The 23885-nt window shown below is 72.6% G+C and carries 20 protein-coding genes; 18 read left to right on the top strand and 2 right to left on the bottom strand.

All coding sequences use genetic code 11. The features are described 5' to 3' along the window. Nucleotides 1-183: 183 nt before the first annotated feature. The 14 genes from ndk to EIO00_RS22480 all read left to right on the top strand — a co-directional run bounded on the left by ndk (nt 184) and on the right by EIO00_RS22480 (nt 18811). Complete coding sequence (ndk, locus tag EIO00_RS22545) at nt 184-594, top strand: nucleoside-diphosphate kinase (protein WP_140182178.1); 411 nt, start codon at nt 184-186, stop codon at nt 592-594. Nucleotides 595-861: 267 nt separating this feature from the next. Further along, nucleotides 862-1896, top strand: coding sequence for a rod shape-determining protein (locus EIO00_RS22540; protein WP_140182176.1), 1035 nt, complete (start codon nt 862-864; stop codon nt 1894-1896). Between the two features lie 93 nt (nt 1897-1989). Further along, nucleotides 1990-2994 (top strand): rod shape-determining protein MreC, encoded by a 1005-nt coding sequence (gene mreC, locus EIO00_RS22535; RefSeq protein ID WP_140182173.1) that lies wholly within the window; start codon nt 1990-1992, stop codon nt 2992-2994. Nucleotides 2995-2996: 2 nt separating this feature from the next. Further along, the gene (gene mreD, locus EIO00_RS22530; RefSeq protein WP_140182171.1) at nt 2997-3578 is read left to right on the top strand and encodes a rod shape-determining protein MreD; all 582 of its coding nucleotides are present in this window, start codon (nt 2997-2999) and stop codon (nt 3576-3578) included. A 3-nt stretch (nt 3579-3581) separates the two neighbouring features. Next, nucleotides 3582-5675, top strand: a complete 2094-nt coding sequence (gene mrdA / locus EIO00_RS22525; protein WP_140182169.1) for a penicillin-binding protein 2 — start codon at nt 3582-3584, stop codon at nt 5673-5675. 31 nt (nt 5676-5706) lie between these two features. Continuing rightward, nucleotides 5707-6912 carry a rod shape-determining protein RodA gene (gene rodA / locus EIO00_RS22520; protein WP_140182167.1) on the top strand — a complete coding sequence of 402 codons (1206 nt, stop codon included), beginning with the start codon at nt 5707-5709 and terminating at the stop codon, nt 6910-6912. 73 nt (nt 6913-6985) lie between these two features. Continuing rightward, a complete protein-coding gene (locus EIO00_RS22515; RefSeq protein WP_140182165.1) occupies nt 6986-8908 on the top strand; it encodes a TIGR03960 family B12-binding radical SAM protein in 1923 nt (640 codons plus the stop codon). A gap of 185 nt (nt 8909-9093) precedes the next feature. Beyond that, complete coding sequence (locus tag EIO00_RS22510) at nt 9094-9933, top strand: TIGR03936 family radical SAM-associated protein (RefSeq protein WP_175596309.1); 840 nt, start codon at nt 9094-9096, stop codon at nt 9931-9933. Nucleotides 9934-10167: 234 nt separating this feature from the next. After that, nucleotides 10168-13857 carry a ribonuclease E/G gene (locus tag EIO00_RS22505; protein WP_241661535.1) on the top strand — a complete coding sequence of 1230 codons (3690 nt, stop codon included), beginning with the start codon at nt 10168-10170 and terminating at the stop codon, nt 13855-13857. 323 nt (nt 13858-14180) lie between these two features. Then, nucleotides 14181-14495 (top strand): 50S ribosomal protein L21, encoded by a 315-nt coding sequence (gene rplU / locus EIO00_RS22500; RefSeq protein WP_140182163.1) that lies wholly within the window; start codon nt 14181-14183, stop codon nt 14493-14495. A gap of 14 nt (nt 14496-14509) precedes the next feature. Further along, entirely contained in the window at nt 14510-14767 is a 258-nt protein-coding gene (gene rpmA / locus EIO00_RS22495) for a 50S ribosomal protein L27 (RefSeq protein WP_140182161.1), read from the top strand. A 218-nt stretch (nt 14768-14985) separates the two neighbouring features. Further along, on the top strand, nt 14986-16380 hold the full coding sequence (obgE, locus tag EIO00_RS22490) for a GTPase ObgE (protein WP_140182159.1): 1395 nt from the start codon (nt 14986-14988) through the stop codon (nt 16378-16380). A 5-nt stretch (nt 16381-16385) separates the two neighbouring features. After that, nucleotides 16386-17555 carry a glutamate 5-kinase gene (gene proB, locus EIO00_RS22485; RefSeq protein WP_206664234.1) on the top strand — a complete coding sequence of 390 codons (1170 nt, stop codon included), beginning with the start codon at nt 16386-16388 and terminating at the stop codon, nt 17553-17555. Then, nucleotides 17555-18811, top strand: a complete 1257-nt coding sequence (locus EIO00_RS22480) for a glutamate-5-semialdehyde dehydrogenase (RefSeq protein ID WP_140182157.1) — start codon at nt 17555-17557, stop codon at nt 18809-18811. Before proB ends, EIO00_RS22480 begins: the two co-directional genes overlap by 1 nt. A 157-nt stretch (nt 18812-18968) precedes the next feature. On the opposite strand, the gene EIO00_RS22475 is transcribed toward EIO00_RS22480, so the two are convergent. Further along, nucleotides 18969-20000, bottom strand: a complete 1032-nt coding sequence (locus EIO00_RS22475; RefSeq protein WP_140182155.1) for a M48 family metallopeptidase — start codon at nt 19998-20000, stop codon at nt 18969-18971. 135 nt (nt 20001-20135) lie between these two features. Here EIO00_RS22475 and nadD point away from each other — a divergent pair, with 135 nt between their 5' ends. Beyond that, nucleotides 20136-20735: a nicotinate-nucleotide adenylyltransferase gene (gene nadD, locus EIO00_RS22470; protein ID WP_140182153.1), complete on the top strand. Its 600-nt coding sequence runs from the start codon at nt 20136-20138 to the stop codon at nt 20733-20735. Between the two features lie 528 nt (nt 20736-21263). Here nadD and EIO00_RS22465 read toward each other — a convergent pair. Continuing rightward, nucleotides 21264-21677 (bottom strand): hypothetical protein, encoded by a 414-nt coding sequence (locus EIO00_RS22465; RefSeq protein ID WP_140182151.1) that lies wholly within the window; start codon nt 21675-21677, stop codon nt 21264-21266. A 443-nt stretch (nt 21678-22120) separates the two neighbouring features. On the opposite strand from EIO00_RS22465, the gene EIO00_RS22460 reads away from it, so the two are divergent. The 3 genes from EIO00_RS22460 (at nt 22121) to EIO00_RS22450 (ending at nt 23768) form a co-directional block, all read left to right on the top strand. Beyond that, the gene (locus EIO00_RS22460; RefSeq protein WP_241661534.1) at nt 22121-22369 is read left to right on the top strand and encodes a GntR family transcriptional regulator; all 249 of its coding nucleotides are present in this window, start codon (nt 22121-22123) and stop codon (nt 22367-22369) included. Between the two features lie 300 nt (nt 22370-22669). Continuing rightward, on the top strand, nt 22670-23083 hold the full coding sequence (rsfS, locus tag EIO00_RS22455; protein ID WP_140182149.1) for a ribosome silencing factor: 414 nt from the start codon (nt 22670-22672) through the stop codon (nt 23081-23083). Beyond that, nucleotides 23076-23768, top strand: coding sequence for a histidine phosphatase family protein (locus EIO00_RS22450; RefSeq protein WP_140182147.1), 693 nt, complete (start codon nt 23076-23078; stop codon nt 23766-23768). Before rsfS ends, EIO00_RS22450 begins: the two co-directional genes overlap by 8 nt. The last annotated feature ends 117 nt before the right edge of the window (nt 23769-23885 follow it).

Here is a 23885-nt window from a genome sequence, read left to right as displayed (position 1 = left end):
GCCCCGGGGGAGCCGCGGCGGGCCGCCCGGGCGGAGGCGCCCCGCGGGGCGGGCGGCGGGCACCGGGCGGCGGGGATCCGGGTAGGCTTCGCGCGCAACGCTTTGCGTGCGCGCCGCCCTCCCTCCGTGAGGCCGGCGGATCGTGTGAACCAGCCGAACGCAACCCATGAGGAGATACCTGCCGTGTCCGAGCGCACTCTCGTCCTGGTCAAGCCCGACGGCGTCCGCCGCGGTGTGGTCGGCGAGGTCATCTCGCGCATCGAGCGCAAGGGCCTGAAGATCGTCGCGCTCGAGCTGCGCACCCTCACCCGCGAGGTCGCCGAGGACCACTACGCCGAGCACCGCGAGCGCCCCTTCTTCGGCGAGCTGGTGGAGTTCATCACCGGCGGCCCGCTGGTCGCCATGGTCGTCGAGGGCCCGCGCGCCATCGAGGCGTTCCGCGCCCTGGCCGGCGCCACCGACCCGGTCAAGGCCGCCCCCGGCACCATCCGCGGCGACTTCGCCCTGGAGATCGGCGAGAACATCGTGCACGGGTCCGACTCGCCCGAGTCCGCCGCCCGCGAGATCAAGCTGTTCTTCCCCGACCTGGGCTGACCCGCCCGGGACGGGCGCCCGTCCCGGCCGCCGTCGCCGATGCGTCCCGCCACAGGCCCGTCCGCTCCCGGACGGGCCTGTGGTCGTACCGCGCGTTCGAAGGCTCCAGATCGGATCAGCGTGTCGACGTGAAATTGGACGAGGCATCGGCGAATATTCGGGCATGGTGGGGCAGCACGGTTGGCTGCCTCCACGGGCATACGGGCGCGTTACGATGGGTATGCCGCTCTGCACGTCCGCCAGTTACTGAGAGGGCTCCCTTTCTACATGGGTAACAAGCTGTCGTTTCTCGGCCGGGACATGGCGGTCGACCTGGGTACGGCGAACACGCTCGTCTACGTGCGCGGACGCGGCATCGTGCTCAACGAGCCCTCGGTGGTGGCGATCAACACCAACACGGGCAAGATCCACGCGGTGGGCATCGAGGCCAAGCGGATGATCGGCCGCACCCCCGGCAACATCGTGGCGGTCCGCCCCCTCAAGGACGGGGTGATCGCCGACTTCGATGTGACCGAGCGCATGCTGCGCTACTTCATCCAGAAGGTGCACAAGCGCCGGCACTTCGCCAAGCCGCGGATCGTGGTCGCGGTGCCCAGCGGGATCACCGGGGTGGAGCAGCGGGCCGTCAAGGAGGCCGGCTACCAGGCCGGGGCCCGCCGGGTCTACATCATCGAGGAGCCGATGGCGGCCGCGATCGGCGCGGGGCTGCCGGTGCACGAGCCGACCGGCAACATGGTCGTCGACATCGGCGGCGGCACCACCGAGGTGGCGATCATCTCCCTGGGCGGCATCGTCACCAGCCAGTCCGTACGGGTCGGCGGTGACGAGCTGGACCAGGCGATCATCGCCTTCTCCAAGAAGGAATATTCGCTGATGCTCGGCGAGCGCACCGCCGAGGAGATCAAGATGGCGATCGGTTCGGCCTACCCGGACGGGGACGACGAGCCGCACGCCGAGGTCCGTGGCCGCGATCTGGTCAGCGGGCTGCCCAAGACCGTGGTGATCTCTGCCGAGGAGGTCCGCCGAGCCATCGAGGAACCGGTCAACGCGATCGTCGAAGCGGTCAAGACCACCCTCGACAAGTGCCCTCCGGAGCTGAGCGGCGACATCATGGACCGCGGGATCGCCCTGACCGGCGGCGGAGCCCTGTTGAAGAACCTCGACGAGCGGCTCCGTGAGGAGACCGGGATGCCGATCCACCTGGTCGACAACCCGCTCGACTCGGTGGTGCTCGGCACCGGCAAGTGCGTGGAGGACTTCGAGGCGCTGCGCGAGGTCCTCGTTCCCGAACCCAGGCACTGACCGGCCGCCCCCAGTTCGGACAACCGAGAACGAGCGGCCCGCGAGGCGGTCGGCCGCCTCGCGGGCCTCGGAGACGAACGGGAGGGCTCCGGGGTGAGAGATACCCGGCGCACCCGTGCGGTGCTCGGCACGCTGCTGATCACCGCGCTGGTGCTGATCACCGTGGACTACCGCGGTGGGGAGGGGTCGCCGCTGCGCATGCTGCGCGCCGCCGGTGACGCCGTGTTCGGCCCGATCGAACGGCTGTCGGCGTCGGTGGTCCGCCCGATCGGCAACGCCTTCGACGCGATCACCGACGCCCCGGGCGAGCGCCGCCGCGCCGAACGGCTGGAACGCGAGAACCAGCGGCTGCGGGAGCAGCTGCGCGCCCAGCGGATCGACGCCGAGCGGGCCGCGCAGCTGCAGCGGCTGCTGGGCTCGGCCGGCCTGGGCGGCTACAAGATCGTCCCCGCCCAGGTGATCTCCGCCGGGCAGGGGCTGGAGGACACCGTCACCATCGACGTCGGCAGCCGCAGCGGGGTGCGCCCGGACATGACCGTGATGACCGCCGACGGGCTGGTCGGCCGGGTCGTGCGGGTCGGTCCGGCCACCGCGACCGTGCTGCTGGCCACCGACGCGGCCTCCTCGGTGGGCGCCCGGCTGGAGGACTCCCGGGAGATCGGCATCGTGCAGGGCGCCGGCCGCCGCGGCGTCGGCGGAGGCGGGGCGACCCCGCTGCGCCTGCAGCTGCTGAACGCCCACGCCCCGCTGCGCGTCGGGCAGCGGCTGGTGACGCTGGGCTCGCAGGGACAGCGCCCCTACGTGCCGGGCGTGCCGATCGGGACCGTCGAACGCGTCGAGCACTCCATCGGGTCGCTCACCCGCGTCGCCTACGTGCGTCCGTTCGTCAATTTCAGCACCCTGGACGTGGTGGGCGTGGTGGTGGCGCCGCCGGCGTCGGATCCGCGGGACGCGGTGCTGCCGCCGAGACCGAAACCGGCCCAGCCCTCGACGCCGCCTCCGACGCCGTCGCCCTCGGGCAGCGCCAGTCCGAGCCCGAGCCCGAGCGCCTCCGCCTCGCCCAACGCCTCGCGAACACCGGACGACACAGAGGACTGACCGTGCTGACGACCACTGACATGCCGCCCGGCCGCAACCTCACGGCGACGGCCGTGCTCGTGGCGGCCCTGGTCCTGCAAGTGTCGGTGGCCAACCGGCTGCCGCTGCCCGGCGCGGTCACCCCGGATCTGGTGCTGCTGACGGTGGTGGCGCTGGCGCTGACCGGCGGGCCGCTGACCGGGACGGTGGCGGGGTTCTGCGCCGGGCTGGCCGCCGACATCATCCCGCCGGCCGACCACACCATCGGCCGCTACGCCCTGGTGTACTGCCTGATCGGTTACGTCTGCGGGCTGGTCAGCGACGAGATGACCCGCTCGGCGGTGGTGCCGTTCGTGGCGGTCGCGGCCGGGGCGCTGGCCGGGACGCTGCTGTACGCCGGGCTGGGCATGATGCTCGGCGATCCGCGTTCGGCCTGGGAGATCGTCCGCCGCGTCGTCCCGCTGCAGGTCGTTTACGACGTGCTGGCCAGCCCGTTCGTGATGTGGGCGGTGCTGCGGGCGACCCGGCGGTTCGAACGCGACCATGCCCGTGACCGGTTCGACCTGCCGATCGCCCGTTACCGCACGCTGTCGTCCCGGATGTGAGCGATGAACCCCAAGACCCACTTCCGGCTTGCCGTGTTGCACGTCGTGGTGGTGGCCATGCTGCTGGTGCTGCTGGGGCGGCTGTGGAACCTGCAGGTCATCAACGGTGAGCACTACCGGCAGGTGGCCGCGCAGAACCGGATCCGCGAGATCGTGGTCCCGGCCACCCGCGGGATGATCCTCGACATCCACGGCCGGCCGCTGGTCCGCAACCGGGCCTCCCTGGTGGTCTCGGTGGACCGCACCGTGCTGTCGCGGCAGGACGACGGCGGCAAGGCGGTCCTGGAGCGCCTGGCCGCCACCCTCGGCACCACCCGCGCCGAGCTGGAGAAGCGGATCCGATTGTGCTCGCCCACGGTGAAACGGCCGTGCTGGCCGGGCTCGCCGTACCAGCCGATCCCCGTCGCCGACCGGGTCGATCCCAAGCAGGCCCTGCAGATCATGGAACGGGCCGAGGAGTACCCCGGGGTGACCGCCGCGGTCCAGGCGGTCCGCGAATACCCCGAGCCGGAGGGCGCGGTCGCCGCGCAGACCCTCGGCTACCTGCAGCCCATCACCCAGGAGGAGCTGGACGAGCGGCGCGGGCTGAAGGTCACCGGCTACAGCGGCGTGGACCTGATCGGCCGGGACGGGCTGGAGGCCCACTACGACGCCGACCTGCGCGGGCGCGCGGGCGTGCGGGAGGTGCTGGTCGACAGCCAGGGCCGGGTCACCGGCACCGCCCGCGAACAGCCGCCGATCCCCGGGTCGTCCCTGGTGACCAGCCTGGACGCGCGCATCCAGGCCGCCGCCGAGCAGGCGATCAAGAACGCCGTCGACAAGGCCCGCCAGGCCGGGTCCAAGGCCGACTCCGGCGCGGCGGTGGTGATGGACGCCCGCACCGGCCGGGTGGTGGCGCTGGCCAGCTACCCCACCTACGACCCCAGCGTGTGGATCGGCGGGATCTCCCAGGCCGAGTACGACGCGCTGCTGGGCAAGTCCAAGGGCCAGCCGCTGATCTCCCGCGCCATCCAGGGGCAGTTCCCGCCGGCCTCCACCTTCAAGATCTCCTCGGTGGCCGCGGCGGTCGCCGACGGCTACCCGCTCAACGGCGTCTACCCGTGCCCGGGCTCCTACCGGGTCGGCAACCGGGAGTTCCGCAACTTCGAGGGCCAGGCGCACGGCAACATGAACCTGCACCGCGCGCTGGTGGTCTCCTGCGACACGATCTTCTACAAGTTCGCCTACGAGCAGTGGCTGCGCGACGGCGGGCTCAAGCCGGTCAAGAAGCCCAAGGACCCGATGGCCGCCATGGCCCGCAACTTCGGCTTCGGCTCCAAGACCGGGATCGACCTGCCCAACGAGGCCTCCGGCCGGATCCCCGACCGCACCTGGAAGCGCGAGTACTGGGAGGCCACCAAGGACGACACCTGCAAGGCCGCCAAGAACGGCTACAAGGAGCTGGAGCGCACCGCCCCCACCCGGGCCGCCTACCTGAAGGCCATCGCCAAGGAGCACTGCGCCGAGGGGTATGTGTGGCGGCCCGGTGACGCCGCCAACTTCTCCATCGGCCAGGGCGACGTGCTGGTCACCCCGCTGCAGCTGGCGCGGGCGTACGCGGCGCTGGCCAACGGCGGGAAGCTGGTGGTGCCGCGGGTGGGGTTGGCGGTGATCCGCCCGGACGGCACCGTGGTCCGCCGGATCGAGCCGCCGGAGCCCAAGCGGCTGCCGGTCGACGGCAAGGTGCTGGCCTACATGCGCAAGGCGCTGGCGGAGGTGACCACCCAGGGCACCGCGGCGGGCGCGTTCAGCGGGTTCGACCTCAAGAAGGTCCACGTGGCGGGCAAGACCGGCACCGCCGAGGTCTACGGCAAGGACGACACCGCGTGGTTCGCCTCCTTCGCCCCCGCCAAGGACCCCCGCTTCGTCGTGGTGGCGGTGATCTCCCAGTCCGGCACCGGCGGCACCTACGCCGCCCCCGCCGTCCGCGAGATCTACGAGACGATGTACGGCCTGAACGGCAAGAAGGCCGCGCTGGTCAACGGCGACCTGCCGACCGCGCTGCCCAAGGTGAACCCGGACGGGAGCACCTCGGTGCCGACGGGGACCGCGCCGTGACGCGGGCGGGCGGCCGGAGGAGGACCGGAGCATGATCGCGGGGATCGGCGTCACCGACGTGGTGGAGGGCTACGGCGGCCGCTACACCTGGCGGCACCGTCTCGCCGGGCTGCGCCGGCTGGACTGGAGCCTGATCCTGGCCGTGGTGGCGCTGTCGGTGCTGAGCGCGCTGCTGGTCCGCTCGGCGACCTGGGCGGAGCTGGCCGAGCAGGGCAAGGACCCCGACGGCTTCCTCAAGCGGCACCTGCTGAACCTGGGGATCGGGTTCGCGCTCGGCGCGGTGGTGTCGATGCTGGACTACCGGCTGCTGCGCGCCTACGCCCCGATCGTGTACGGGCTGGCCTGCGCGGGCCTGGTCGCGGTGCTCTCCCCGCTGGGGAAGACGATCAACGGCTCCCACTCATGGATCGTGCTGGGCGGCGGCTTCCAGGTGCAGCCGTCGGAGTTCGCCAAGGTCGGCCTGGTGGTGCTGCTGGCGATGCTGCTGGCCGAGCCGCGCGACGGCGAGCCCCGGGACGCCGACGCCGGACCCGGCCCGCGCGACATCGTGCTGGCGCTGGCGTTGGCCGGCGCCCCGGCGGCGCTGGTCATGGCGCAGCCCGACCTGGGCACCACGCTGGTGCTCGGGGCCGTGGTGCTGGGGATGCTGGCCATGGCCGGGGTCCGCAAGCGCTGGCTGGCGGGCCTGACCGGCGGCGCCGTGCTGGCGGCGTGCGCGGTGTGGTTCCTCGGGCTGCTCAAGCCGTACCAGATCGCGCGGTTCACCGCGTTCGCCAACCCGGAGGCCGACCCGCGCGGCGCCGGCTACAACGCCATGCAGGCGCGGATCGCGGTCGGCTCGGGCGGGGTGACCGGCAAGGGGCTGTTCGCGGGGGAGCAGACCGGCGGCCACTTCGTGCCCGAGCAGCAGACCGACTTCATCTTCACCGTCGCCGGGGAGGAGCTGGGCTTCATCGGCGGCGGCCTGATCATCCTGCTGCTGGGCGTGGTGCTGTGGCGGGGGCTGCGGATCGCCAGCTCGGCCGCCGACCCGTTCGGGGCGCTGGTGGCGGCGGGGGTGGTGTGCTGGCTGGGGTTCCAGATGTTCGAGAACATCGGGATGACCCTGGGCATCATGCCGATCACCGGGCTGCCGCTGCCGCTGGTGTCCTACGGCGGCTCGGCCACGTTCGCCAACATGATCGCCCTCGGGCTGCTCCAGGCCGTTCATCTGCGCGCCCGGCCGTTCCCCGCGTGATCTTTTCTGATCTGCGCGGTGGGCGATTTGCGCATAGGCTGACAACCATTCCTGTTGACTTCGGAGGACCTCCATGCCCGTCGAATCGCTCTTCGCGCGCCTGGAGCCGCTGCTCGCGCGCGTCAACAAGCCGATTCAGTACGTCGGCGGAGAGCTCAACTCGCAGATCAAGGACTGGGACGACGCCGAGGTCCGATGGGCTTTGATGTACCCCGACGCCTATGAGGTCGGCCTGCCCAACCAGGGCGTCCAGATCCTTTACGAGATCCTGAACGAGCGCGACGGGGTGCTCGCCGAGCGGACCTACGCGGTCTGGCCCGACATGGAGAAGCTGATGCGCGAGCACGGCGTCCCGCAGTTCACCGTGGACGCCCACCGCCCGGTCGCCGCGTTCGACCTGCTGGGCGTCAGCTTCGCCACCGAGCTGGGCTACACCAACCTGCTGAACGCGCTCGATCTGGCCGGCATCCCGCTGGAGGCCGCCGACCGCACCGACGAGCACCCGATCGTGATCGCCGGCGGGCACGCCGCGTTCAACCCCGAGCCGATCGCCGACTTCCTGGACGCCGCGGTGCTCGGCGACGGCGAGGAGATCGTGCTGGCCATCACCGAGGTGGTCCGCGAGTGGAAGGCCGAGGGCCGGCCCGGCGGGCGCGACGAGCTGCTGATGCGCCTGGCGTCCTCCGGCGGCGTGTACGTGCCGAAGTTCTACGACGTGACCTACCTGCCGGACGGACGGATCCAGCGGGTGGCGCCCAACCGGCCCGGGGTGCCGTGGCGGGTGGCCAAGCACACCGTGATGGACCTGGACTCCTGGCCCTACCCCAAGAAGCCGCTGGTCCCGCTGGCCGAGACCGTCCACGAGCGCTACAGCGTGGAGATCTTCCGCGGCTGCACCCGGGGATGCCGGTTCTGCCAGGCCGGGATGATCACCCGCCCGGTGCGGGAGCGCTCGATCACCACCATCGGCGAGATGGTCGAGGGCGGGCTGAAGGAGTCCGGCTTCACCGAGGTGGGGCTGCTCAGCCTCTCCAGCGCCGACCACAGCGAGATCGCCGACATCGCCAAGGGCCTGGCCGACCGCTACGAGGGCACCAACACCTCGCTGTCGCTGCCCTCGACCCGGGTGGACGCCTTCAACGTTACGCTGGCCAACGAGTTCTCCCGCAACGGACGGCGCTCGGGGCTGACCTTCGCCCCCGAGGGCGGGTCGGAGCGGATGCGCCGCGTGATCAACAAGATGGTGTCGGAGGAGGACCTCATCCGCACCGTCACCACCGCCTACGCCAGCGGCTGGCGGCAGGTGAAGCTGTACTTCATGTGCGGGCTGCCCACCGAGACCGACGAGGACGTCCTGGCCATCGCCGACATGGCCCGCCGGGTGATCCAGGCCGGCCGGGAGGCCACCGGCCGCCGCGACATCCGCTGCACGGTGTCCATCGGCGGGTTCGTGCCCAAGCCGCACACCCCCTTCCAGTGGGCCGCCCAGTGCGACCCCCGGACCGTCGACCGGCGGCTGCGCGCCCTGCGCGATGAGCTGCGCCGGGACAAGGAGTACGGCCGGGCCATCGGCCTGCGCTATCACGAGGGCGAGCCCTCCATCATCGAGGGTCTGCTGTCCCGCGGCGACCGCCGCGTCGGCAAGGTGATCCGCGCGGTGTGGGAGGACGGCGGCCGGTTCGACGGCTGGAGCGAGCACTTCTCCTACGAGCGCTGGGTGGCCTGCGCGGAGAAGGCCCTGGCCGACGAGCCCGTGGACATCGACTGGTACACCACGCGCGAGCGCGACGAGGTCGAGGTGCTGCCCTGGGACCACCTGGACGCCGGGCTGGACCGCGAGTGGCTGTGGCAGGACTGGCAGGACGCGCTGGCGGAGGTCGGGGTCGAGGACTGCCGGTGGACGCCCTGCTACGACTGCGGCGTCTGCCCGACCATGGGCACCGAGATCCAGATCGGCCCCACCGGGAAGAAGCTGCTCCCGCTGAGCGTCGTCTGACCGCCTTCCGCCGGGCGGGCGCCCGCTTGCGGCATGTCGCCGTGCCGGCCGCGTTCGCCCAGGTCAGCGGGTATGTCTCGGAAAGGGTGCGGCGTCGATGGGTACGACAGGACCCTCGGGGGCTTACCCTGTAGTCAGACGTTTTCTTCTCGATACGAGTAGGAAGGACAAAGACACTGGCACCCATGCCGGACGGTCCAGCGCCGGCTCCCGTGATCCAGCGCCTGCGCGTGCGCTACGCCAAGCGCGGCAGGCTGCGGTTCACCAGCCAACGCGATGTCTCCCGGGCCGTGGAACGCGCAGTGCGGCGCGCCGGGATCCCCGTCGCGTTCAGCGCCGGATTCACCCCGCACCCGAAGATCTCGTACACGGGTGCGGCGCCGACAGGGGTGGCCAGCGAGGCGGAGTACCTCGAACTCGGGCTCACCGACACCCGTGACCCTGCACGGGTGCGGGCCGACCTCGATGCGGCGCTGCCGCCGGGTCTGGATGTCCTCGACGTGGTTCCCGCCCCGGCGGGCACCTCGCTCGCGGACCGCCTGCAGGCGTCCGAGTGGCGGGTTCGGCTGGACGGTGTCGACCCCGGCGTCGCCGACCGGGCCGTTGCCGCCTTCATGGCCGCCGAGCGTGTCGAGGTCGAACGCCTCACCAAGAAGGGACGCCGCCGTTTCGACGCGCGCGCCGCAGTGTTCGCCTGTGAGCTGGACCGGCGCGCCCCGGAGGCGGCCGACGCCCCTTCTGCGATACTTCGAATGGTTGTTCGGCATGTCACACCTGCCGTTCGACCCGACGACGTCCTCGCCGGACTGCGACAGGTCGCCGACCTGGCGCCGCCGTCACCACCGCTGGTGACCCGGCTGGCGCAGGGGCCCCTGGACGAAGCCACCGGTGAGCTGGCGGACCCGCTGGATCCCGATCGGGAGGCCGTGCCACCGCCCGGCGGAGACGCCGGGACGGCCCACGGCGCCGCGCAGGAGCGGCCCGCGGGCACCGAGAGCGCGGACGTCGTCACCACCCGGCCTTAGAACCTCGCGCCGTGCCGGCACGGTGTGGGTTCGGGGGACGCGCGGCACGGTCACGCGCCGCCGTCCCTCCAGGGGTACGGCCGGGCCGCCTAGACGACTTTCGTCGTCGTCACCGGATCACCGTCCGGCGCACGACGACGATGACTGAACGGAGCGCTCCCGCGCGGCGCACCGCGGAACCGCCCTCCGGCGGACTCGCGGCAGCGCCCGGGAGCCTGACGGGAGAACGCCCGCATGAATGACAACGACAACGACTCGGCTAACCCCGAGACCACAGAGGAGGTCACCGGCACCACTCGGCCCGCACCGGCTCGCCGCCGCGCCAGCCGCCCCGCCGGCCCGCCCCCCGAGATAGACGACATCCCCGCGGTCCTCACCGCGCCCCTCGTCTCGGCCCCCCCGGCCGCACCCGAGACTTCCGCGGCGGCTTCCTCCCCCCGGTCCGGCGAGCCCGCCGGCCCCCAGGAGGCCGGCCCCGCCGCCCGGCCCGCCACGGCCGACGAGACCGGCCGGACCGGTGAGAGCGCGCAGAACGCCCAGGCCGCCGGGCAGCCGGCCGCAGAGGGCGACCGGACCGACGACGCCGGGACCGCCGCGCCGGAGGAGGGCGACCTGACCGCTCCGGACGCCGCGGAGGAGGCCGCCGAGGTCCCGCGGCGGACCGACGAGGAGGCCGAACGGCCCGCCGCCGAGACCGCCGGGACCGGCGACGCCGAGACGGGGGAGGACGGGCGGACCGTTCCCGCCGGCGACGCCGCCGGAGCGGACGTCGAGCCGGCGCAGGCCGACGCGGCGGAGGAGGGCGCACCGTCCCCGGACGCCCCGGCCGCCGAACCCGCCGAGGCCGCCGAGGCCGATGAGGTCGCGGAGCCCGCGGAGGCCGGTGAGACCGGCGAGTCCGACGAGGCCGGGGACGTCGGCCGGGCCGATGCGGAGGACGCCGCGGAGCCCGAAGAGGCCCTCGCGGAGCCCGAGGAGGCCCTCGCGGAGCCGGCCGGGACCGGGCAGGACGCCGATGACGCCTCCGGCGAGCCGGCGTCCGCCGAGCGGGACGCGGCGACCGAGGAGACCGACACCGTCTCCGGCGAGCCGGCCGACGAGCCCGCCGAGGCCGCTGAGATCGCAGAGTCCGACGAGGTCGCCGAGGCCGAGGCCGATGAGGACGCCGCCGAGGCCGAGCCGCCCGCGGAGTCCCGCGCCGACACCGAACCCGAGTCCGGGCCCGACGCCGAGGACCGGTCGGCGGAGGCGTCGGGCCGGACAGGGGCCGAGGGGCGGCCTCCGGTGCCCGCGGTGCCGCTGGTGCCGCCGGTCCCGACGTTCGAGACCGCGAGCGAGAGCAGCCCGGGGACGCCGGGCGGCGTGCCCGCGGTGACGTTCCAGCCGCCGATGGTGGTGTTCCAGCCGCCGCAGCCGGTGCCCAAGGCCGAACCGCCGGCCAAGCACGCCGACGTCGAGGACGAGAGCGAGGACATCGAGCCGGTCGACCTCGACGAGGACGGCGAGGCCCCCGAGCGTCCGCGTCGCCGGCGCCGCCGGGGCGGACGCAACCGCCGGTCCGCCGACAAGAGCCGCCAGAGCGCCGAGGCCGAGTCCGCCGGCGGTGAGGAGGGCGCCGAGGCCGAGCCCGCCGAGTCCGCCGAGGAGGGCGGTTCGGGCCGTTCCCGCCGACGCGGCAAGGGCGAGGCCAAGACCGAGGTCAAGGACGAGACCGAGGGCGAGGCCAAGACCGAGGAGACGGCCGAGGAGGCCGCCGGGTCCGCCGAGACCGCCGAGGAGGACGGCCGGACCGCCGAGCAGGACGCCGGGCAGACGGAGGAGGCCCAGCAGCCCACGACCGGCGGCAGTCGGCGTCGGCGTCGCCGCCGTCGCCGCTCCGGTGGCGCCGAGGCCGAGGAGCAGGCGCCCGACGACCCGCCGAACACGGTGGTGCACGTCCGGCCGGGGCGGACCGAGACCCGCGACGTCGTCGACGAGGTCCAGGCCGTCAAGGGCTCGACCCGGCTGGAGGCCAAGAAGCAGCGCCGCCGCGAGGGCCGCGAGCACGGCCGTCGCCGCCCGCCGGTGATCACCGAGTCGGAGTTCCTGGCCCGCCGCGAGTCGGTGGAGCGGATCATGGTGATCCGGCAGCAGGGCGAGCGCACCCAGATCGCCATCCTCGAGGACAACGTGCTGGTCGAGCACTATGTGGATCGCGCCAGCCACCAGTCCTACGTCGGCAACGTCTACCTCGGCAAGGTGCAGAACGTGCTGCCGTCCATGGAGGCGGCGTTCGTCGACATCGGCAAGGGCCGCAACGCGGTGCTGTACGCCGGCGAGGTCAACTGGGACGTGGCCGGGCTGGTCGGCCAGCCCCGCCGGATCGAGTCGGCGCTCAAGTCCGGCCAGTCGGTGCTGGTGCAGGTCACCAAGGACCCGATCGGTCACAAGGGCGCCCGGCTGACCAGCCAGATCTCGCTGCCCGGCCGCTACCTGGTGTACGTGCCGGACGGCTCGATGACCGGGATCAGCCGCAAGCTGCCCGACAAGGAGCGCAGCCGGCTCAAGCAGCTGCTCAAGAAGATCATGCCGGACAACGCCGGCGTGATCGTGCGCACCGCCGCCGAGGGCGCCACCGAGGAGGAGCTGGCCGGGGACATCTCGCGGCTGGCCGCCCAGTGGGAGCACATCCAAAAGCAGGCCAAGACCGCCAGCGCGCCCGCGCTGCTGCACGGCGAGCCGGATCTGACGATCCGGGTGGTCCGCGACATCTTCAACGAGGACTTCAAGAAACTGGTGGTCTCCGGCGACGCCGCCTGGGAGATGGTCTCCGAGTACGTCAACTACGTCGCCCCGCATCTGGCCGACCGGCTGGAGCGCTGGGAGTCCGACGAGGACGTGCTGAGCGTGTACCGGATCGATGAGCAGATCGCCAAGGCGCTGGAGCGCAAGGTCTGGCTGCCCAGCGGCGGTTCCCTGGTCATCGACCGGACCGAGGCGATGACGGTGGTGGACGTCAACACCGGCAAGTTCACCGGCCAGGGCGGCAACCTGGAGGAGACCGTCACCCGCAACAACCTGGAGGCGGCCGAGGAGATCGTCCGTCAGCTTCGGTTGCGCGACATCGGCGGCATCATCGTCATCGACTTCATCGACATGGTGCTGGAGAGCAACCGGGAGCTGGTGCTGCGCCGGCTGCTGGAGTGCCTGTCGCGGGACCGCACCAAGCACCAGGTGGCCGAGGTGACCTCGCTGGGCCTGGTCCAGATGACCCGCAAGCGGGTCGGCCAGGGGCTGCTGGAGGCCTTCTCGGAGGTCTGCGAGTGCTGCAACGGCCGGGGCATCCACGTCTACACCACGCCGGTCGATCACTCCTCGGACAAGTCCGGCGGCTCCGGCGGCCGTCGCCGCAAGCGCAAGGGCGACGTGGAACGCGCCGTCGAGGAGAAGCTGGCCCGCCAGGAGGCGGCCAAGCAGTCCGCGAAGCAGCCCGACAAGCAGAGCGACAAGCAGTCGGACAAGCAGGCCGACAGGGCCGCCGACGAGTCCGCCGCCGCGCAGGCCGACAAACCCGGTGACAAGGCCGGGGACAAGTCCGGTGACAAGTCCGCCGGGCAGGAGGAGGCCGCCAAGGAGGCGGAGCGGCGGGCCGCCCGGCGCGCCGCCGGTCCGCCGCCCGAGCTCGACGAGCCGGTGGAGGAGGTCGTCCAGGCCGCGGCGGAGGCGGCCCGCCCCGCCCCGTCCGCGCTGGAGCCGGTCGACGCCGACACGATCGAGCCGGTCGACCCGGGCGAGCCGGACGGTGAGCACGCCGGGGAGCAGGCCGGTGAGCAGGAGGCGGGCAAGTCCGCCGAGGGCGCCGCGAGCGGCACCGGACGGCGCCGCCGGTCCCGTCGCTCCCGCGCCAAGTCCGAGGTCGCCGAGGCGGCCGCCGCCGAGGGCTGACCGCCGCACGCCGGGCGCGGCGTGACCCGCCGCGCCCGGTTCGCGACGGCTCGAAAGCCCATGTACCATGGGCCTGTCGCGCTCTCGCGCGACCATCGAGCCATGCATCTGGACATCCGTGGGGGCTGCGACCCCGTCGCGGACGTGCCGGTGCGCCCCCGTCGTTCCCGGCGGGGTTTGGGAAAGCAGAGAGCGTACGGGGGACCGTCCCGTGCGTGCCGCCTTCGGTCGCAGCCGGAGGTAGGCCCTCAACCGAGGGCTGGTGAGGACCACGCGTGGGACCGGTTGATTCCGGAAGCACGCGCCAACGAAGGGTTTCCGCGGTGTACGCGATTGTCCGTGCAGGCGGCAGGCAGGAGAAGGTGACCGAGGGTGACGTGCTCACCGTCGACCGTCTCAAGGAAGAGGTCGGCGCCACCGTCACCTTCCCCGCCGTGCTGGTCGTCGACGGCGACAAAGTCGTGACTTCCCCGGCCGAGCTCGCCAAGTACGAGGTCACCGCCGAAGTGCTCGGCGCGGTCAAGGGGCCGAAGATCAACATCATGCACTACCGGAGCAAGACCGGGTACAAGCGGCGGATGGGCCACCGTCAGCCGTACACCCGCGTCAAGGTCACCGGCATCAAGTCCGGCAAGTGAGGAAGGGGTAACCGATGGCACACAAGAAGGGCGCCTCGTCCAGCCGGAACGGCCGGGACTCCAACTCCAAGCGCCTCGGCGTCAAGCGCTTCGGCGGCCAGGTCGTCAACGCCGGCGAGATCCTGGTCCGGCAGCGCGGCACCCGTTTCCACCCCGGCCCCGGCGTCGGCCGCGGTGGTGACGACACGCTGTTCGCGCTGGTCGCCGGGACGGTCCAGTTCGGCCGCTACCGGGGCCGCAAGGCCGTGAGCGTCATCCCGTCGGCGGAGTAATCCGCCTGCAGACAGCGTTGACCAAAGGGCGGACCACCCGGTCCGCCCTTTGTCGTTGACCACGGGCGTGCCCGGGTCCCGCCCGAGGCCCGCCCGCGAGGGACGAGGACCGGCGCACCGCGGGACCGGCGGCGGACCGGCCCGCCGGAGGCGCCACGGGCCGCACCGGGGTGGTGCGCGCGGGCTCTGGAAGTGACACGTCGATCGAGGGAGACACGATGGCCGCCGGGGCACAGTTCGTGGACCGGGTGGTGTTGCACGTCGCGGCCGGGAACGGCGGACACGGGTGCGCGTCGGTGCGCCGGGAGAAGTTCAAGCCGCTGGGCGGCCCGGACGGCGGGAACGGCGGACGCGGCGGCGATGTGATCCTGCAGGTCGACGGCAGCACCGCCAGCCTGCTGGAGTATCACCGCCGCCCGCACCGCAAGGCCGGCAACGGCAGGCCCGGCCAGGGCTCCAACCGCAACGGGGCCGACGGCGAGGACGTGGTCCTGCCCGTCCCCAACGGCACGGTGGTGCTGGACGCCGACGGGAACGTGCTGGCCGACCTTGTGGGGGAGGGCACCCGTTTCGTCGTCGCCCGCGGAGGACGCGGCGGCCTGGGCAACGCGGCGCTGGCCTCCCCCAAGCGCAAGGCCCCCGGGTTCGCGCTGCTCGGCGAGCCCGGCGAGGAACGCCAGATCGTGCTGGAGCTCAAGAGCGTCGCCGACGTGGCGCTGGTCGGGTTCCCCAGCGCCGGCAAGTCCTCGCTGATCGCGGCGCTGTCGGCGGCCCGACCCAAGATCGCCGACTATCCGTTCACCACCCTGACCCCCAATCTGGGCGTGGTGGAGGCCGGCGAGACGACCTTCACCGTCGCCGACGTGCCCGGGCTGATCGAGGGCGCCAGCGAGGGCCGCGGGCTGGGCCTGGAGTTCCTCCGGCACATCGAACGCTCCTCCACCATCGTGCACGTGCTGGACTGCGCCACCCCCGAGCCCGGCCGCGACCCGGTCAGCGACTTCGAGATCATCGAGAAGGAGCTGCGCGCCTACGACGAGGCGCTGGGCGGGGACCGCCCGCTGTCGGACCGGCCCCGGCTGGTGGCGCTCAACAAGATCGACGTCCCCGACGGGCGGGAGATCGCCGAGCTGGTCCGCCCCGAGTTCGAGCGGCGCGGGCTGCGCGTGTTCGAGGTGTCGGCGGCCTCCCACGAAGGGCTGCGGGAGCTGACGTTCGCGATGGCCGAGATGGTCGCCGCCTACCGGGCCACGCTCCCGCCGCCGGAGCCGACCCGCCTGGTGATCAGGCCCGAGCCGGTCCGCGGCGGGGAGGAGTTCACCGTCCGCCCGATGGGGGACAACACCTACCTGATCACCGGGGACAAGCCGCGCCGCTGGCTGCGGCAGACCGACTTCACCAACGACGAGGCGGTCGGCTACCTGGCCGACCGGCTGGCCCGGCTGGGCGTGGAAGAGGCCCTGGCCGAGGCGGGCGCCGAACCCGGCGCCACGGTCATGATCGGCGACGAGGACGACGCGGTCGTCTTCGACTGGGAGCCGGAGATCGGAGCGGGCGGTGACGCGGCGGTCCTGGGCCCCCGCGGCACCGACCGACGGCTGGAGGGTCGCTGAAAGAGATGATCGTTGAAGAGGCGGCGGCGTTCCGGACGAAGATCGCCCAAGCGCGCCGAGTGGTGGTCAAGGCGGGCTCCTCCTCGCTGACCACCCCGCAGGGCACCATCGACGCCGACCGCATCGACGCGCTGGTGGACGTGCTGGCGATGCAAAGATCCGCGGGACGGGAGATCGTGTTCGTCTCCTCCGGCGCGATCGCCGCCGGGCTCGGCCCGCTCGGGCTGACCCGCCGCCCGGCGGACCTGGCCGCCCAGCAGGCCGCCGCCAGCGTCGGCCAGGGACTGCTGGTGGCCCGCTACACCTCCTCCTTCGCCCGCTACGGGATCCGGGTGGGGCAGGTGCTGCTGACCGCCGACGACATGATGCGCCGCGCCCACCACCGCAACGCCCAGCGCACCCTGGAGCAGCTGCTGGCGATGGGCGTCGTCCCGATCGTCAACGAGAACGACACCGTCGCCACCGACGAGATCCGCTTCGGCGACAACGACCGCCTGGCCGCGCTGGTGTCGCACATCGTCCGCGCCGACGCTCTGATCCTGCTGTCGGACGTGGACGCCCTCTACACCGGCGACCCCCGCGAGCCGGGCGCCCGCCGCGTCGCCGAGGTGCGCGGCCCGCAGGACCTGGCCGGCGTCAAGCTCGGCGGGTCGGGCCGGGTCGGCACCGGCGGCATGGTCACCAAGGTGGAGGCGGCCCGGATCGCCGGCGGCGCGAGCGTCCCGGTGGTCCTCACCAACGCCGCCTCGGCCGCCGCCGCCCTGGCCGGCGAGCCGGTCGGCACGTTCTTCCACCCCCAGGAGCGCCGCCCCTCCACCCGCCACCTGTGGCTGGCGCACGCCACCGTCGGGCAGGGCCGCCTGGTGCTGGACCCCGGCGCGGTCGAGGCGGTGGTGCGGCGCCGCAAGTCGCTGCTGCCCGCCGGGGTCACCGGCGTGCAGGGCGACTTCAACGCCGGCGACCCGGTGGACGTGGTCGACGAAAACGGGCGCGTGGTGGCGCGCGGTCTGGTGAACTACGACGCGGGGGAGATCCCCTCCCTGATGGGGCGGTCCACCCGGTGGCTGGCCCGCGAGATGGGCCCGGAATATCAACGGGAGATCATCCACCGCGATGATCTGGTCGTGTTGGATCGAGGGCCTGACCGACAGGCCGACCGAGAAGGAGCACGGTGATGTCTGAGCGCGAGGACTTCCTGCGGGTGGCCGGGCTGGCCAAGGAGGCGGCCGCGACGCTGGCGCCGCTGCCGCGGGCGCCCAAGGACGCCGCGCTGCACGCCATCGCCGACGCCCTGGTCGAACGCTCGGCCGAGATCGTCAAGGCCAACGAGGCCGACGTGACCGCCGCCCGGGAGAACGGCACCGCCGAGTACATGATCGACCGGCTCAGCCTGGACGAGGGCCGGATCGCGGCGATCGCCAACGCGGTCCGCAAAGTCGCCGCGCTGCCCGACCCGGTCGGCGAGGTCGTCCGCGGCACCGTGCTGCCCAACGGCCTGGAGCTGCGGCAGGTCCGGGTGCCGCTGGGCGTGGTCGGGATCATCTACGAGGGCCGCCCCAACGTGACCGTGGACGCGGCGGCGCTGTGCCTCAAGAGCGGCAACGCCGTCCTGCTGCGCGGCTCCTCCTCGGCCTACAACTCCAACACCGCGCTGGTGCACGTCATGCAGGAGGCGCTGGCCGCCACCGAGATCCCCGCCGACGCCGTCCAGCTCGTCCCCGGCACCACCCGCGAGTCGGCCAAGCACCTGATGCGGGCGCGCGGCCTGGTGGACGTGCTGATCCCCCGTGGCGGAGCCTCCCTGATCAACTCGGTGGTGGAGGAGTCCACCGTGCCGGTGATCGAGACCGGGGTGGGCAACTGCTCGGTGTACGTCGACGCCGACGCCGACCTGGACATGGCGCTCGACATCCTGATCAACGCCAAGACCCAGCGGCCCTCGGTGTGCAACGCCGCCGAGACCGTGCTGGTCCACGAGGCGGTCGCCGACGCGTTCCTGCCGCGCGCCCTGGAGGCGCTGAAGGCCAAGGGCGTCACCGTGCACGGCGACGAGCGGGTCCGCTCCTACTCGAGCGACGTGGTGCCCGCCACCGAGGACGACTGGTACGCCGAGTACCTGTCGCTGGACATCGCCGCGCGGGTGGTGGGCTCGCTGGAGGAGGCCGTCGCGCACATCCGCACCTACGGCTCCGGCCACACCGAGGCGATCGTCACCGCCTCCCAGCAGGCCGCCCGCCGGTTCGTCGCCGCCGTCGACTCGGCGGCGATCATGGTGAACGCCTCCACCCGCTTCACCGACGGGGAGGAGTTCGGGTTCGGCGCCGAGATCGGCATCTCCACCCAGAAGCTGCACGCCCGCGGCCCGATGGGGCTGCCGGAGCTGACCTCCACCAAGTACGTCGTCACCGGCGAGGGCCAGGTGCGCGGCTGAGCGCCGCCCCGGCGCCCGGACCCCGCCGCGGTCCTCCGTTCCCTCGGCCGCCCCGCGGACGCCGGCGGCCGAGGGGACGCTCTGCGTCCGGCCGCCGCGGCGGGCGCCCCGCCCCGGGGCCTGCCGGGGCCGCGGCGGAAGGGCGGGCGGAGGGCCGTCAGCCCTCGTCGCGGCCCTGGCCCCGGCGTCCGGCGCGGGCGAGCAGGTCACCGGCCAGGCTCGCGGCGCCGTCGGCGATGTCGCGGAGCTTGCCGATGAACGGGTCGGCGGTCGCGTTCCAGGAGTCGCGGTAGGCCTTGGCGGCGGCGCGGATCTCGTCGGTGACCTTGGCCGAGGAGTCCTCCTCCCGGCGCGGGTAGTCGCCCGCCATGATCCGCCGGTACTCCGGCCCGTCCGCCCACTTGTCCAGCTCGGCGAACCGCACCACCGCGTACGGGTGGGACCGCTGCAGCAGGTTCAGGAACTTCAGCAGCCCGTCCCGCACGTCCCCGGCCGCGTCGTACTCGCGGGCCTGCCGGTGGAACGCCTCGACGTTCATCTCCGCCAGCCGCGACCCGCCGGCCAGCTTCATCAGCGCCCGCTTGGCCGCGTCGACGTCCTGCCCGGTCAGCAGGCCCGCCCGGTCCGCCGACAGCTCCGACTTGCGCTGCCACTCCTGCAGCCCGATCACGATCGCCCCGATCGCCAGGTTGCCCAGCGGCACCCAGGCCAGCCGCGCCCCCAGCGACGTGAGGATCAGCAGCATCGTCCGGTACACCGCGTGCCCGGACAGGATGTGCCCCACCTCGTGCCCCACCACGAATCGCAGCTCTTCGTCGTCGAGCAGGTCGATCAGCCCGGTGTTGAGCACGATGAACGGCTTGTCGGTGCCGATCGCCATCGCGTTCGGCGTCGGGTCCTGCACCACGTACAGCTCGGGGATCTCCTCGAAGTCCAGGATGTAGGCCGCGTCCCGCACCATGTCGTGGATGGAGCGGAACTGGTCGTCCCCGACCCGGACGCTGCCGCCCAGGAACATCAGCCGCAAGGCGCGTTCGCTGAACATGCCGGACAGCCGGCGCAGGACGGTGTCGAAACCGGTCAGCGACCGCAGCGCCACCAGGGCGGAGCGGTCGGCCGGATGCTCATAGGCCCGGGAGCTGATCCCGGGGAAGCGCGTGCGTGCTCGGTCCGGCGTGTTCTTCGTCATGTCCGGCATGCTAGGTCCGACGAACCTTTCCCCTTCGAGGTTCCCGATCCGCCCGTCCCCGGCCCGTTCCGGCCGTGTCCGCGATGGCCGGGGCTGCTGCGAATGCACTTTTCCGCGCTCGTTATGGTCGCCCCTATGACCAGCAAACCCGCCCGACGCCTGGGGATCATGGGCGGCACGTTCGACCCCATCCATCACGGCCACCTGGTGGCCGCCAGCGAGGTCGCCCATCTGTTCCAGTTGGACGAGGTCGTCTTCGTCCCCACCGGCCGCCCCTGGCAGAAGAGCGAACGCAAGGTCGCCTCCGCCGAGGACCGCTACCTGATGACGGTGATCGCCACCGCCTCCAACCCCCGGTTCTCGGTCAGCCGGATCGACATCGACCGGCCCGGCCCCACCTACACCATCGACACCCTGCGCGACATGCGCCGGATCCACGGGCCGGAGACCGAGCTGTTCTTCATCACCGGCGCCGACGCCCTCGCCAAGATCCTCACCTGGCGGAACGCCGCCGACATGTTCAACCTCGCCCACTTCATCGGCTGCACCCGCCCCGGCCACCACCTGTCGGACCCGGGACTGCCCAAGGGCCGGGTCAGCCTCGTCGAAGTGCCCGCCCTGGCCATCTCCTCCACCGAGTGCCGCGAACGCGTCCGCGCCGGCGAGCCCATCTGGTACCTCGTGCCCGACGGCATCGTGCAGTACATCAACAAGCGCGGCCTCTACCGCGACTGAGACCGCCGCCCCGGGCGTTCACCGGCTCCCCGCCCTCGGCCCTCCGCCGTCGCGGGGCGCGGGGAGAGGCGCACTGCCGCGTGCACGCCCTCGATCTCGCAGCCCGGCCCGAAAACCGCGCGCAGACCCCCAGGGCGATCGCCGAGACCGCGCGATCCGGCGGCCTGCGGACCGCCCCGACCCACCCGCCGTCACGGATCGGCGCGGACGCGTCCGCGCGGCGGCGTGTCCCGACCCGCGGCGGGAGCCGGCCGTCTCGCCGACGTCCGAAGACCGACGGACGCGGGTGTGATCTTTCTTGCGCACCGGCCCTCGTGATCTTTCGCGTGTGTCGCCGGAGCAGGCGGGATCGTTGCGCGGGGGCGTCGACCGGCCGCGTTCACGGGACGTGTCCGCTGTTTCCCCTCGTTTCCGGGACCGGCGGGCCGTGGAGAGCCTCCCTCCGTGGGGTCGACGGGTCCTGGAGGGCCGGGGCGCCGGACACCTCGCCCGGCACCCCTGTTCGGCCCTCGTCGGTTTCGTCGGTGGTCAGTGCGCGCGGATTCTGTGGTGTGCGGCGGCCGTGTAGACGATCTCGTGGCCGTCCCGCTGCATCTCATGGGCGATCGCCAGCCAGTGCACCAGGCACCAGGCGGTCTCCTCCGAGGTGACCACGGCCGCGGGCTGCGGTCCGGCGCCGTGAACGGCGGCGTCGCACATCACGCCGGGCGGGGCGGCGTCGACCCCGACGGCGGTCACGCCGGTGCCCCCATCTGTGCCCGGACCGGCGTTCGGACCGGTGTCCCCAGCTGTGTTCGGACCGGTGTCCGCGCTGGCGTCAGGGGCGGCGTCGGGGTCGTCGTTCGTGTCGATGTCCCCGCCGATGTCCGGGGCGGCATCTGTGCCGGTGTCCGTGCCGATGCCCTCGCCTGCGCCCAGGCCGAAGTTCGTGCCGGTGTCCATGCCGGCGTCCGGGGCGGCGTCCAGGCGCCGGTGGTGGTGCGGATGGTGGGGCGGCCGGTGCCGAACAGGGCGTCGACCTCGGCCAGGCGCCGCAGCAGGGCGGGCACGTCGTGGGCCTCGATGAGGCCGTTCCAGTGCCGGCCGCGGGTGACGGCCCAGAACGAGCGGGTGTGATGCCCGAACCAGATGACCCACCGACCTTTGGTCCGCTGCTGGAGGTCGCGGGCGATGCGATCGCCCTCGACGGGATGGATACGCTCATGCACAGCCACAGGTCCCTTCTGTGGTCAGGCCCGGGAACAACCGGCGTGTCGGCGCCGGCCCGGGCCGCTTTGCGTCTGCGGTCACAGACCTTCACTGCTGACTGTACGCATACCTGTATCGTGCTGTCACGTGATGTTTCGTAATGATGAGCATCACCGCGCGCTGCATAGCGTCAGCACGTGGACATTGACCTGGACGGACCTGAGCCGATGTACCGGCAGATCGCCGACATCATCGCCAAGCGGATCGCCGACGGCACCTATCCGCCGCGGCGGCGCATCCCGTCTGAGGCGCAGATCTGCGAGGAGTTCGGGGTGTCCCGGCGAACGGCGCGCAGCGCGTATGCGCTGCTGGCCGAGCAAGGGCTGATCGTGACCGCGCCGGGCAAGGGCACCTACGTGAAACCGCAGGAGAGCGAGGACGAGTAGGTGCCGGAGGGCGCCGGCGACGCCCCTCGGCAGCGGTGACCGGAGGAGGGCCGGCCGGTTAGAGGGCATGTGTCCGGTGCCGCCCAGGCGGGGACGTCCTATCGGCGGTGCATCGATGAGCGCGGCCTCACCCGGACCGGCGCCTTCGGCGGGACCGCGGCCCCCGAACAAACGAGACGACGCATTTCGACGCGACGCATAACCTGGTTGTGCGGCCGCCGCCGCAGACCGGATGCGGGCCAGGCGACCGTGAGACAGTAGAGCCTGGAACCGTCCGCGAACGGAGGATCACGACCGCACGTGACCGCATCCGCTAGGGCCGCCGAGCTGGTCCGGATCGCCGCCGAGGCGGCGGGTGACAAGCTGGCCGACGACATCATCGCCTACGACGTGAGCGAGCAGCTCGCCATCACCGACGCCTTCGTGCTCTGCTCGGCGCCCAACGACCGTCAGGTCCGGGCCATCGTCGAGGAGATCGAAAGGCGCCTCCGCGAGGACGCCGACGCCAAGCCCGTGCGCCGCGAAGGGGAACGCGAGGGCCGCTGGATCCTCCTGGACTATCTGGACGTCATCGTGCACGTTCAGCTTGAGGAGGACCGCGCCTTCTACGCCCTGGAACGCCTGTGGAAGGACTGCCCCACCATCGAGCTCCCCGAGCACGTCAACGCGCACGCCGCCCAGCGCGCCGCCGCCTCCGGAGGCGCCGGTGAGTGACGAGGTCGGCACGGGAGTCCGCCGTGAGCCCGGCCGCCGCCGACTGGTGCTGTGGCGGCACGGCCAGACCCCCTGGAACGTGGAGAACCGCTTCCAGGGCAAGACCGACATCCCGCTCGATGAGACCGGCGTGGCCCAGGCCGCCCGCGCCGCCCGGCTGCTGGCCGCCCTGCGCCCCACCGCAATCGTCTCCTCCCCCCTCAAGCGCGCCGCCGCCACGGCCGCCGCCCTCGCCGAGATCACCGGCCTGGAGGTCACCTACGACCAGGACCTGATCGAACGCGACGGGGGCGCGTGGGAAGGGCTCACCGGAGCCGAGATCCGGGAGCGTTACCCGGCCGAGCACGCCGTCTGGCAGCCGCCCGGCGGGGAGACCGCCGCCCAGGTCGCCAAGCGCGTCTCCGCCGCCCTGGAACGCGCCGCGGACGCCCTGCCCCCCGACGGGACCCTCGTCGCCGCCTCCCACGGCGCCGCCCTCCGGCTGGGCATGTGCGGCCTCCTCGGCTTCCCCGAGGAGATCTGGGAACGCATCGGCGGCCTGTCCAACTGCTGCTGGTCCGTTCTGGCGGAAAAGCGCGACGGCGGCTGGCGCCTCGTCGAGCACAACGCCGGCACCCTGCCCGAGCCCGTCCTCAGCGACGACCGTCCCGCCCAGGAGGAGCGGGGCGGCACCGCCGCCACCTGATCTCCGTTATTCGATTCGAGTCCACGGCCGGTGTCCTATACACTGGCCACGCGCTGCGGGATGAAAGTCCACGCAGACGCGCGGGGCTATGGCGCAGTTGGTAGCGCGCCTCCATGG

The organism is Thermomonospora catenispora (genome assembly GCF_006363815.1).
Taxonomy (GTDB): Bacteria; Actinomycetota; Actinomycetes; order Streptosporangiales; family Streptosporangiaceae; genus Thermomonospora; species Thermomonospora catenispora.
This window is presented reverse-complemented; position numbering and strand designations above follow the sequence as displayed.